The organism is Thermomonas sp. XSG (assembly GCF_014678725.1).
Classification (GTDB): domain Bacteria; phylum Pseudomonadota; class Gammaproteobacteria; order Xanthomonadales; family Xanthomonadaceae; genus Thermomonas.
Genome location: NZ_CP061497.1, coordinates 2,662,630 through 2,674,310, shown reverse-complemented (window position 1 = coordinate 2,674,310; position 11,681 = coordinate 2,662,630). Strand labels below are relative to the sequence as shown.

Below are 11,681 nucleotides of genomic sequence, written 5' to 3'. Positions count from 1 at the left end.
CCCATCGTCTTCCCCTGCATGATCCGCTCCTCCGGTCAGTCCGCCAGCACCGCGCAGGCCACGCCGCGCGGCGGCAGCCGCAGCACATCGGCCTCCACGGCGGGTGTTGGCAAGCCCGGCACATCCAGCAGGGTGGCCGGCGCCGGCAGCGTCCAGTCACAGGCCTGTGCGGACAGGTTGAACGCCAGCAGCAGCCGCTGCCCGGCGTGTTCACGCACCACTGCCAGCACCTGCGCCGGCGCATCTAGGAAGCGGATCGTGCCCTGCACCAATGCCGGCTGCTGCCTGCGCCAGCGCAGGAAGGCGCGCGCGGCGTGCAGCACCGAGGCCGGATCGCGCTCCTGCGCCTCCACGCTCAGGGCGCGGTGCGACGGCGGCACCGGCAGCCACGGCACGGCGCTGCTGAAGCCGGCGTCGTCCGCGCCGGTCCATGGCATCGGCGTGCGGCAACCGTCGCGGCCCTTGAAGTTGGGCCAGAACGCCTTTCCGTAGGGATCCTGCAGCGCCTCGAACGGCACCTCGGCTTCGGGCAGGCCCAGCTCCTCGCCCTGGTACAGACAGACCGAGCCGCGCAGCGAGCACACCAGCGCCAGCAATTGCCTGGCCATCGCCGCATCGTCGCCACCGCCCCAGCGCGTCACCGCGCGCTGCACGTCGTGGTTGGAGATGGCCCAGCAGGGCCAGCCCTCGGTTATCTTCGCTTCCAGCGCTTCCACCGTGGCGCGGATGTAGGCCGGGCTGCAATCGGTGGTCAGCAGCTCGAAGCTGTAGCCCATGTGCAGCCGCTGCGGCGTGCAGTACTCGGCGGTGGTGGCCAGCGAATCCTCGGAGGAAATCTCGCCCAGCGCGCCGGCGTCGGGATAGCGGTCCAGCAGCGCGCGCACTTCCTCCAGCAGGCCCAGGTTTTCCGGCTGGGTGTTGTTGTGCAGGTGGTACTGGAATGCGTAGGGGTTGTCGGCGCTGAAGCCACGCCCCGTGCGCAGGTGCGCGGGCTTGGGCGGGTTGTCGCGCAGCTGCGCGTCGTGGAAAGGAAAATTGATGGAGTCGAGGCGGAACCCGTCGACGCCCCGGTCCAGCCAGAACTTCAGGTTATCCAGTTGCGCCGCGCGCACTTCACGGTTGTGGAAGTTGAGCTGGGGTTGCGACGACAGGAAGTTGTGCAGGTAGTACTGGCCGCGGCGCGGCTCCCACGTCCATGCCACCCCGCCGAAGATCGAAAGCCAGTTGTTGGGCGGGGTGCCATCGGGCCTGGCGTCGGCCCAGACGAACCAGTCGGCCTTCGCGTTGTCGCGGTCCTGCCGGCTCTCCTGGAACCAGGGGTGATCGACCGAGCAGTGGCTGAGCACCTGGTCGATCATCACCTTCAGGCCAAGCGCGTGCGCCTTTTCCAGCACGCGGTCGAAATCGGCCAGCGTGCCGAACAGCGGATCGACGCCGCGGAAGTCGGCGATGTCGTAGCCGAAATCGGCCATCGGCGAGGTGAAGAACGGCGAGATCCAGATCGCGTCCACGCCCAACGAGGCGATGTAGTCCAGGCGCGCCAGGATGCCCGGCAGGTCGCCCACGCCGTCGCCATCGGTGTCGAGGAAGCTGCGCGGGTAGATCTGGTAGATCACCGCGCCGCGCCACCAGTTCTGTCCAGCCATTCCCGCTCCACGCCCCTGCGACAAGCGCGGACTATGCCGCGCACCACCGCGGCTGCGACACCGGCGGCGCGTGAATACGTTTACATGCACGGGCCGGTGGAAGCGGTGCGGTATATCTACCCCGCCGCCCGTATCGGCTGGCCATCGCGCGCACAGGGGACCGCATGCACATCACCGGCACCACCGCCAAACCGCAGCTGTCGTTCTGGCAGATCTGGAACATGTGCTTCGGTTTTCTGGGTATCCAGTTCGGCTTCGCCCTGCAGAACGCCAACGTCAGCCGCATCTTCCAGACCCTGGGTGCGGAGATGGATTCGCTGCCGGGCCTGTGGATCGCCGCGCCGCTGACCGGCCTGCTGGTGCAACCGGTGATCGGCTACCTGTCCGATCGCACCTGGACCGGGCTGGGCCGGCGCCGGCCGTACTTCCTCGCCGGCGCCCTGCTCGCCTCGCTGGCACTGCTGTTCATGCCCGACTCGCCGACACTGTGGATCGCCGCCGGGCTGCTGTGGGTGCTGGATGCGTCCATCAACGTGTCGATGGAACCCTTCCGCGCCTTCGTCGGCGACCAGCTGCCGGTATCGCAGCGCGCCAAGGGCTATGCGATGCAGAGCTTCTTCATCGGCATCGGCTCGGTAGTGGCCAGCCTGCTGCCGTGGATACTGGAGAAATGGGGCGTGGCCAATACCGCCGGGCCCGGCGAAGTGCCGGACACCGTGCGTTATGCCTTCTATGCAGGCGCAGGCGTGCTGCTGGGCGCGATCGCGTGGACGGTGTTGCGCACCCGCGAATATCCGCCGGAAGCGCTGCACGCCTTCGACCAGGCGCCGCCGCTGGATCGCGCGCCGCTCGACCGGCCGCGCGCTACCCGCTTCGGCCTGCTGTGGCTGGCGGTGGGCGCGCTGGGTCTTGCCGGCGTGGCCTGGCAGGGCCTGCCGCGAGAGCTGTACCTGCTGGGCGCGCTGCTGGCCGCCTACGGCGTAGCCCTGCTGGCACTGAACACAGTGGGGCGCGACAACGGCTTTGCCCACGTCATGCACGACATCTACGCAATGCCGACTGCCATGCGCCGGCTGGCGGTGGTGCAGTTCTTCTCCTGGTTCGCGCTGTTCGCGATGTGGATCTACACCACCGCCACCGTCACCAGCGTGTATTACGGCAGCACCGACACCGCCTCGGCCGCATACAACACCGGCGCCAACTGGGTGGGCGTGCTGTTCGCCGCCTACAACGGCTTCGCCGCGCTGGCGGCGATCGCGATCCCGTGGATGGCGCGCCGCTTCGGCCTGCGCGGCAGCCACCTGGTCAACGTGTCGCTGGGCGGGCTGGGGCTGGCCTCGATTCCGTTCATGCCCGACGAGAACTGGCTGCTGCTGTCGATGGCCGGGGTCGGCATCGCCTGGGCCTCGATCCTGTCGCTGCCTTACGCGCTGCTGTCCGACAGCGTGCCCGCCCCAAAGATGGGCGTGTACATGGGCATCTTCAATTTCTTCATCGTCATCCCGCAGCTGGTGGCGGTGGCCACGCTGGGCTACATCCTCAAGCACGTGTTCGCCGACGAGCCGTCGAAGATCCTCGTGCTGGGTGGCGCCAGCATGCTCGTCGCCGGGCTGTGCGTGCTGCGCGTGCCCGAACCCATCGCCCACGCCTGAGGCCCGCCATGCGCCCGATCCGCACCCTGCTCACCCTCGCACTGATCGCCGCGGCCAGCGGCTGCGCCAGCACCGCGCCGTCCTCCGCGCGCCAGTCCAGCGACTACTACGGCACGCTGGAACCGTTCGCCCGCGAGGCGGTGTACTTCGTGGTGACCGACCGCTTCGTCAACGGCGACACCGCCAACGACCAACGCGACCAGGGCACCTTCGACATCCCGCTGGCGCCCTGCAACGGCGTGGCCGGCAACATCGGCTACCTCGGCGGCGACTTCCGCGGGCTGGCGGACAACCTCGGCTACATCCGCGAGATGGGTTTCACCTCGGTGTGGATCACCCCCGTCGTGGACAACCCCGACGAGCCGTTCACCGGCGGCACCGCGCCGACCTGCGGCGGCAGCCTCGCCGACAAGGGCAAGACCGGCTACCACGGCTACTGGGGCGTGAACTTCTACCAGCTCGACGAGCACCTGCCCAGCGCCGGGCTGGACTTCCGCGGGCTGGCCGACGCGGTGCACGGCAAGGGCATGAAGCTGGTGCTGGACATCGTGGGCAACCACGGTTCGCCGGCGTGGGGGATGGAGCGCGACCAACCCGGCTTCGGCAAGATCTACGACCGTGACGGCAAGCTGATCGCCGACCACCAGAACCTGCCGCCGCAGCAGCTCGACCCGGCACACAACCCGCTGCACCGCTTCTACAACACGACCGGTCCGGTGGATGGCGAGAAATACGCCAGCGGCAACCTTGCCCAGCTCGCGGACCTCAACGAACGCAACCCCGCGGTGCTGGACTATCTGGCGGGCGCCTACGAGCAGTGGATCGAACAGGGCGCGGACGCCTTCCGCATCGACACCATCGCGTGGATGCCGGATGCGTTCTGGCAGCAGTTCACCAGTCGCATCCGCGCGAAACATCCCGGCTTCTTCATGTTCGGCGAAGCCTTCGATTACAACGCCGCCACCATCGCCCGCCACACCCTGCCCGGCCACGGCGAAACCAGCGTGCTGGACTTCCCGATGAAGCAGGCGATGGAAGAGGCCTTCGGCCACAAGCAGGCCGGCTTCGAACGGCTGGCGCCGGCGTTGCACCTGACCGGCGGGCCGTATGCGAACCCCTACGATCTGGCCACCTTCTACGACAACCACGACATGCCGCGGATGGACGCCAGCGATGCCGGCTTCATAGACGCGCACAACTGGCTGTTCACCGCGCGCGGCATCCCGGTGGTCTATTACGGCTCGGAGATGGGCTTCATGCGCGGCCGGCCCGAGCACGGCGGCAACCGCAACTACTTCGGCGTGGAGGGCATCACCGCGGCCAAGGCCAGCCCGATCCGCGCCGCGCTGGCGCGCATCGCCAGGGTGCGTGAAGCCTCGCCGGCACTGCAGCGTGGCCTGCAGGTCAATGTCGAGCTGCAGGGCACGCGCGCGGCGTTCTACCGGGTGTACCAGCACGCTGGCAATGCGCAGATCGCACTGGTGCTGCTGAACAAGGGCGATGCGACGGCGCGCTTCACCATCGATTCGATGCTGCAGGCGGGACGCTGGACGTCGGCGCTGGATGGCGGGGTGATCGAGGTCGCCGCGGGCGGAAAACTCGAAGCCAGCGTGCCGGCGCATGGTGTGCAGGTCTACCTGCTGGATGCGCCGGTCGCCGATCCGGCGCTGATGGCGGCACTGGATGGGGCGATGGCGGGCGCGCGGCTGCCGCGATAATTCAGCCGCCGCTGGACGCCCGCACCACGAGGGTGGGCTGCAGCATCGCGCTCTGCGCCGGCTGTTCGCGGACCTGCTGCAACAGCGCCTGCACCAGCAACTCGCCGGCTTTCGAAGTGTCCTGCACCACCGTGGTGAGTGGCGGGTTGGCATACAGCGCCATCGACGTACCGTCGAAGCCCACCACCGCCACGTCCTCGGGAATGCGCAGCCCGGCCTGCTTGAGCGCATGCATCGCGCCGATCGCGATCAGGTCGCTGGCGGCGAACACCGCGTCGAACGGCAGCCCGCGCGCCAGCAGCGTACTGGCGGCATCGGCGCCGGCCTGTTCGGTGCTATCGGCGTCCACCTGCAGTTCCGGCAGCATCGCCGCACCGGCCTCGCGCAGCGCCGCGTCGCAGCCCTGGTAGCGGGCGAAGAACTCCGGGAAACGGGTGGAGGCATCGCCCAGGAACGCGATCCTGCGCCGTCCCTGCGCCAGCAGGTGCCGGCCAGCCAACACCCCGCCAGCATGGTTGTCGCAGCCGATGGAAATGCCCGGTTGGCCAGGCTGCACCTGGCCCCAGCGTACGAAATGCGTGCCCTGCTCCACCAGCCGCGCGAGCTTGCTCTCGTAGGCCAGGTAATCGCCGTAGCCCAGCAGGATCAGCCCGTCGGCCTTCATGCTGTCCTCGTAGTCGGCGTGCCAGTCGTCGGACAGCTGCTGGAACGACACCAGCAGGTCGTGGCCGTGGCGGGCGCAGGCGCGGGTGATCGAACCCAGCATCGACAGGAAGAACGGGTTGATGTGCGAATCGTCCTGGGTGGGGTCCTCGAACAGCAGCAGCGCCAGCGTGCCGGCGCGCTGCGTGCGCAGGCTGGAGGCGTGGCGGTCGACCTTGTAGTTGAGCTCGCGCACCGCCAGCTCCACCCGCCGGCGCGTCTCCGCGTTGACCAGCGGGCTTCCGGCCAGCACCCGCGACACCGTGGCCTGCGACACCCCGGCCCGGTGGGCGATATCCAGCGAGGTGACCCGGGTTTTCTTGCGGGAGCGGCGCGCTTCGGTCATGGGCCGAGTGTAGCAACGGCTGCGCGCGACTGGCCCGGATTCGGCCCGGGCCGGGGCAGCGGCGAAAGATCAGGCTCCGGTCCGCAACGCAGCCGCCGCGCTCACGCCTCGCCCTTGCCGGCGGCGATGCGCGCGGCCTCCTCGGCCAGCAGCTGCGGGTGCAGGTCGAACTGGTCGGAGAGCAGCAGTGCCCGCGCCGCTTCGCCGACTTCGATGCGTTCGGCCTGCAGCAGGTCGCCGTCGCGGAACAGTTCGATGTAGCTGTCCAGCACGCCGGACAGCGTGCCCTGTGCGGTGTCGGGCGCAGCGAGGATCAACTGGAGGCCCAATGAGCGCAGGTAGTCGACGGTGGCGCGTGCGTTCTGCGCATCGATCTTGTCGCCGAACTCGTCCAGCAGGATCAGCCCCAGCCCGCCCGGATGCGCCGTGCTCTTGCCGTAGGCGGCGGCCAGCGCGGCGCCGGCAATCACGTACAGCGGCGCGCGGTGTTCACCGCCGGAGCCGGAGCGCATGCGCTCGGACAGCGAGCCGATCACCTTGTCGTCCTGGCGGATCTGCACCTCGAAGCGGAAGAAGCGGCGGTAGTCGTCCAGCGCCGAGGCAGCGCCGCGCTGCGCGGCGTTGTCCTCGATCAGTTCGCGGAACGCGGCCGGCACTTCGCCCGCGCTGCCGAACAGGCCGTCTTCGCCCCCGACGTCGGCCACCCGCTGGATGAAGCGGTGCAACTCGCGGTATTCGGGCGCGACCTCGTAGTGGAACTGGTAGCGCTCGTTGTTGGAAAACGCGGGGCTGGCGCGCAGCGTGCGGTTGAGCGTGCCGATCTGGTATTTCAGCTTGCTGAAATTGTCGTACAGCGCCGAAGCGACGTTGCTGCGGAAAGTCTCGGTGGCGGTGGCGTAGGCCTCGTCGGCCTGGCGCTGGTAGTTGGCCAGTTCGGACTCGCGCAGCTGCGCCAGTTCCTTCGCCAGAAGGCTGCGCGCTGCGCGCCAGTCTCCGGGGGCCAGCGCCAGCGCCAGCCCGTGGTCCTTGGCGTACTGCGACAGCGTGCCCCAGGCCTCGGGTTTGAGGTTGTCCAGCTGGCGGTCGCTGTCCCTCGCGCGCTCCTCGCAGCGCGCGCCGCGCTCTTCCAGCGCGGGCCACTTGGCGTCCATTTCCTCGCGCAGGCGTTCGACCCGGTTGGGATCCACGTCGGCATCGCGGAAGGCTTCCACCGCACGCCGCGCGACCAGGTCTTCCTGGCCGCGCAGGCCGTCCAGCAGGCGTTGCGCGGCGGTCTCCGCACCCTCGTCCAGCGCCACCCTGCCCAGCAGCGCATCGCGCCGGCTGCGGCAGGCGGCCAGCAGGTCGGCCAACTCGCGCAGCTGCTCGGACGCACGCAACAGGTCGGGGTTCTGCGCGGCCTCGCGGCCCTCCTGCGCGTCGCGGTAGCGGCGCAACACCTGACGGTGTTCGAGCGCCGCATCGCGCAGTGCCTGCGCCAGCGCTTCGGGATCGGCTAGCGGTGCCAGGCCGCGCTGGCAGGCATCGGCGCGGCGCAGCGCCGGTTCAAGCTCGCGCAGCTCGCGCTCGGCGGCGTCGATGTCCTCGCGCAGCACGCGCAGGCGCGCGCGATTGTCGCTGGCGCCGATCTTCAGCTCGTCGGCCGCGGGCAGGCGCCGGCGCTCGATGCTGCCGCCCTTGGCCAGCAGGCCGTCGCGGGTCAGGCCCTGGCGGCTGGCGACCAGTTCCGCTTCGCTGTCCACGCAACGCAGTTCGCCGAGGGTGCGGCGCAGGAACGCCAGCGCCTCGACGTTGTCGCCTTCCAGCAAGGCGGCAACGCTGCCCGGCCTGGGGTCCTCGCCTCCGCGCCGCGCCGCGCTGGACAGCGCCAGCTTGACGCCGTACACGCTGCGCCCGCCGCTGAGCGCGCGATACAACTTCACCGCGCGCTCCTCGTCGGCGGCAGGGATCAGCAGCGCCTCGACATTGCCGCGCAGATAGGCCTCGATGGCGCCCTGCCAGGCCGGATCGCGCACCCGCACCAAGTCGCAGACCGGGCGCGCGGAGATGCCTTCGTCCTGCAGGTAGTGCATCAGCCGCACCACGTCGGGATGCAGCTCCGCCTTGCCTGCGGCGAGGCGCTTCTGGTTCTGCCGCGCCGCGGCCAGCCGGCCCTGCGCCTCGTCCACACCAGCATGCAGGGCGCGGGCGTGGCCGTCGACGGCGGCGATCAGCGGCTGCGCGGCGGCCAGCGCCTGGTGCGCCTCGGCGAACAGCGCGGGGGGTTGCCACGGCAGTTCGGCATCGACCGGCAAAGCCGCCAGCGCGTCATACCAACGCTGCCAAGCCGCCTGCGCCTGCGCCAGCGCGGCCGCGTCCAGCGCGGGAAGCTCGAGCCTGGCGGCCGCCTGCCACTGCTCGCGCACCATGCCGACGCTGCGGGTGAGTTCGCGCTTGAGCCGCGCCAGCTCGCCGCGGTCGCGCCCGGCCAGCTCGTCGATCTGCGCCTGCTCGCCGTAGCCTGCGCTGCCCTGCAGGCGCGCCTGCGCCTGCGCGTGTGCATCCTCGATGGCCGCCTGTTCGCTGCTGGCTTCGCCCAGCGCGCGGCGGGTGTCGGCCAGCTGGCGGGTGGCCGCTTCGCAAGCCGCCTCGGCCTGCTCCACCTGTTCCGACAGCAGGTCGCGCGCGTATTCCGCGGCCAGTGCGCGGCAGCTGGCGGCGCGGGTGGCCTGCTGGGCGATCTTCTCGTACTGCGCGTCCACGCCCTCGGCCGCCGCGATCCGCGCCACCACCTGTTCGATCTTCTCCTTGAGCTGGCGGAAGGTATCCAGCAGCGCGTGGAAACGGGCGATGTCGGTCGGCCGGTCCTCGGCCACCAGCGTGCGCACGAACAGGTCCACGTCCTCCACCCGCTGCAGGTTCAGCGCGTTCTGGAACGCCTTGCGGTAGGCGCTGACGTCGGGTTGGCCGGCGGGCGAGGCGCGCAGGCGCAGCAGCAGATCCTTGAGGAAGCGCTCGCTGCCGGCATGCAGCTCCGGGCCCGGCCCGCTGCCCGCTTCGCGGCAGCGCCTTGCCAGCAGATCCTTGAAGCCGGCCCAGGCCAGCGGCAGTTCGCGGCCGTTGGCACGCTCCAGGTGGTCGTCCAGCGTCAGCGCCACACCCGGCACGATGTACTGGCCGTAGACGCGATGATCGGGCTCATCCGCGCTGGCCCCCAGCGCGATGCCGGCGGTCAGAGGCAGGCCGCTGTCCTGGTCGCGGAACACCAGGCTGATGTAGGTGGTGGCGGTGCGCCGCTTGCGCCCTTCCTCGCCGCTGCGCCAGGTGCCCAGGCAGTAGTCGCGGATCGAGCGGGCGCGGGCGCTGCCGCCGGCCTGGGCGTTGAAGCGGATGCGCGAGCGGTCGCCGCCCAGCAGCACGATCTGCAGCGCGTCCAGCAGCGCGCTCTTGCCGGCGCCGTTGGGCGCGATGATGGCGCTGGTGGGAGACAGCTCGAGCGTCTGCGCCTCGAACAGGAAGAACTGCACCAGGTGCACGCGCTCAAGCAGCTGCATCGTCGTCCCCCATCGCCTCGACTTCGGCGTCTTCGGCCTCGTCGTCGCGGTTGTGCTGGTCCAGCCGCTGCAGCCAGGTTTCGCCGACGATGTCCACGATGGCCGGGCGCACGCGCAGGTGGAACGGCTGCGGGTCGTCCGGTTCGGAGTCCACCAGCCGCGCCACGCCCCAGCGCCTGACCGTGCGCGCCAGCGCGCGCAGCGTGCCGACTTCCGGCATCGGCCGCGCAATCAGTGCCTGATAGGCCTCCTGCAGCTCGGGCAGCTCCACCACCACCTCGCCCAGTTCCTCGATGTTGCCCTGCCGCGCCGCCGCGTCGTAGCGCTGGCGCAACACCAGCAGCAGCAGGGTTTCCTCCAGCGTCACCGGCACGCCCTCGGCGTGCGCCGGCAGCGCGACGACGTATCGGTAATGCGCGTTGCGCTCCAGCCGGATGCCCAGCGGCGCCAGCGCGGCCACGTAATCGTCGAAATGGTCCTCCACCAGGTGGTAGGCGGTGCGCGTGCCGCGGTCGCTGGCATACAGCACCTGCTCGGTGACCAGGCGATAGGCGGCGCTCTCGAAATCCGCCACCGCGTGGATGCCGTTCGAGAGTTGCGAGAGGACGTTCCAGCTGCGTTTCATGCGGTCTTTCGGATGCGGTGGATGGCGAAGCGCGGGGCGCGCAGGTAGCCGTTGTCGTTGCGCTCGCCGGCGTCGACGAGCTCCACCCGGAAGCCCTTGGCAAGCCGGGTCAACGGGTCGTCGCGGCGCAGGCCGCCGATGCGGTGGCTGCGCAGGGCCAGGGTGAGCAGGGTCTGGTAGGCGCGCAGGTCGGCGATGCTGTCGATGGCAAGCTCGGCGGAGTCCACCCGCCCGTCCGCTGGCAAGTGGCGGCCGACGTAGCGGGCCATGTCTTCCGCCGTCACCAGCCGCGCGCGCTTGATCCGCCGCAGCAGCGCCAACCGCGCCTGCTGCTCGGTCGTGGGCCGGGCCACGGCATTGGCGCTGCGGGCGATGGCGGCGGGCTTGCGCCGCGGCGGGCGCAGCTGCTCCTCGTCCATCAATGCACCCGGCGCCACCGGCAGCCGCAGCGCATCGTCCGGCGCCGCCAGTGCGCCGCGGATCGCGCGCGCAAGCAGCACATCGAGCTTGGCCGGCGCGCGCAGGCGGTAGTCGAGGAACGCCAGCGCGCGGCGATTGGCCTGACGGATGTCCTCGTCCAGCCGGCCCAGATATTCGTCGATGCGTTCCAGCTCGTGCAGCCGGCGCAGGCTGCGCGCCAATCGCGCCTCGGCCCGCCCGGCGTCGCCCGAGGTCAGGTGCTCGGCGTACCAGCCCAGCACCGCCGCGCGCCGGTCGCCGGTCTCGATCTCGCGCGCCATCCCGAGGATCGCGCCGCGCCGCGCCAGCGGGTGGTCGGCCTTGTGCAGCTCGGCGTAGTCGCCGACGAAGAAGCTGGACACGTAGCGCTCGAACCACAGCCGTGCGAACTGCGCGGTGCTCTCGGCGCGCGACAGCTCGGGCATCAGGTCGCGCACCTTCAGGCTCATCGAACTCAGCGACACCAGCAGCCGCCGCGCCTGGTCGGCGGCTTCGTCCAGCGCGTCGCCGCCGGCCCGGCCCTCCACCACCTGGCGCAGCTGCCATTCGATCGAGCGGACCTTCACCGACACGAAGGTCGGCCCGTGCTCGGCGAACTCCACCAGCGTAGCCAGGAACTGCGCCACCAGCGGCGGCATGCTGACCATCTCGCGCGCGCCCACTCGCTCCTGGCGCAGCCAGCCGGCCGCGCGGAAACGCTCGTGGATCGCGTTGGCGCGCACGTTCAGCGGCGCATCGGGCGCCTGCGCGTCCTCGTCCTCCCAGGGATCGTCGCTGAGCAGGTAGCGCTCGATGGCGGCGGTGATCTCGCGGCGCTGGAATCCCACCGGCGGCGCCAGCGGCGCATCGGGCCCGAAGAATTCCTCGTACAGCCGGCACAGCAGCACCCAGTGGTGCTGCCGGTTGGCCGATGCCAGCGGGCCGAAAATGCCGGCAGGGACCACCTCGAACAGGGGCGCGCTTCCATGCATCGTGTCTACCGCCCTCCCGTTCCATGCGC

The 11,681-nt window shown here is 70.3% G+C and carries 7 protein-coding genes; 2 read left to right on the top strand and 5 right to left on the bottom strand.

The window, feature by feature from the left end; all coding sequences use genetic code 11:
• Positions 1-35: 35 nt before the first annotated feature.
• Positions 36-1,646 carry an alpha-glucosidase family protein gene (locus tag ICG51_RS12560; protein WP_190280680.1) on the bottom strand — a complete coding sequence of 537 codons (1,611 nt, stop codon included), beginning with the start codon at positions 1,644-1,646 and terminating at the stop codon, positions 36-38.
• A 164-nt stretch (positions 1,647-1,810) separates the two neighbouring features.
• On the opposite strand from ICG51_RS12560, the gene ICG51_RS12555 reads away from it, so the two are divergent.
• Entirely contained in the window at positions 1,811-3,298 is a 1,488-nt protein-coding gene (locus ICG51_RS12555) for an MFS transporter (protein ID WP_190280679.1), read from the top strand.
• A 17-nt stretch (positions 3,299-3,315) separates the two neighbouring features.
• Complete coding sequence (locus tag ICG51_RS12550) at positions 3,316-5,016, top strand: alpha-amylase family glycosyl hydrolase (protein ID WP_190282475.1); 1,701 nt, start codon at positions 3,316-3,318, stop codon at positions 5,014-5,016.
• Position 5,017: 1 nt separating this feature from the next.
• Here the strand turns inward: ICG51_RS12550 and ICG51_RS12545 are convergent, their stop codons facing one another.
• The 4 genes from ICG51_RS12545 to ICG51_RS12530 all read right to left on the bottom strand — a co-directional run bounded on the left by ICG51_RS12545 (position 5,018) and on the right by ICG51_RS12530 (position 11,652).
• Positions 5,018-6,064 carry a LacI family DNA-binding transcriptional regulator gene (locus ICG51_RS12545; RefSeq protein WP_190280678.1) on the bottom strand — a complete coding sequence of 349 codons (1,047 nt, stop codon included), beginning with the start codon at positions 6,062-6,064 and terminating at the stop codon, positions 5,018-5,020.
• A gap of 101 nt (positions 6,065-6,165) precedes the next feature.
• Complete coding sequence (locus tag ICG51_RS12540; protein ID WP_190280677.1) at positions 6,166-9,597, bottom strand: SbcC/MukB-like Walker B domain-containing protein; 3,432 nt, start codon at positions 9,595-9,597, stop codon at positions 6,166-6,168.
• Positions 9,584-10,222: a DUF4194 domain-containing protein gene (locus tag ICG51_RS12535; RefSeq protein ID WP_190280676.1), complete on the bottom strand. Its 639-nt coding sequence runs from the start codon at positions 10,220-10,222 to the stop codon at positions 9,584-9,586. Before ICG51_RS12535 ends, ICG51_RS12540 begins: the two co-directional genes overlap by 14 nt.
• Positions 10,219-11,652 (bottom strand): Wadjet anti-phage system protein JetA family protein, encoded by a 1,434-nt coding sequence (locus ICG51_RS12530; protein WP_190280675.1) that lies wholly within the window; start codon positions 11,650-11,652, stop codon positions 10,219-10,221. Before ICG51_RS12530 ends, ICG51_RS12535 begins: the two co-directional genes overlap by 4 nt.
• Between the last annotated feature and the right edge of the window lie 29 nt (positions 11,653-11,681).

Coding starts and splice junctions, on each gene's coding strand:
- ICG51_RS12560 (WP_190280680.1), bottom strand. CDS start 1,646: ATGGCTGGACAGAACTGGTGGCGCGGCGCGGTGATCTACCAGATCTAC.
- ICG51_RS12555 (WP_190280679.1), top strand. CDS start 1,811: ATGCACATCACCGGCACCACCGCCAAACCGCAGCTGTCGTTCTGGCAG.
- ICG51_RS12545 (WP_190280678.1), bottom strand. CDS start 6,064: ATGACCGAAGCGCGCCGCTCCCGCAAGAAAACCCGGGTCACCTCGCTG.
- ICG51_RS12540 (WP_190280677.1), bottom strand. CDS start 9,597: ATGCAGCTGCTTGAGCGCGTGCACCTGGTGCAGTTCTTCCTGTTCGAG.
- ICG51_RS12535 (WP_190280676.1), bottom strand. CDS start 10,222: ATGAAACGCAGCTGGAACGTCCTCTCGCAACTCTCGAACGGCATCCAC.
- ICG51_RS12530 (WP_190280675.1), bottom strand. CDS start 11,652: ATGCATGGAAGCGCGCCCCTGTTCGAGGTGGTCCCTGCCGGCATTTTC.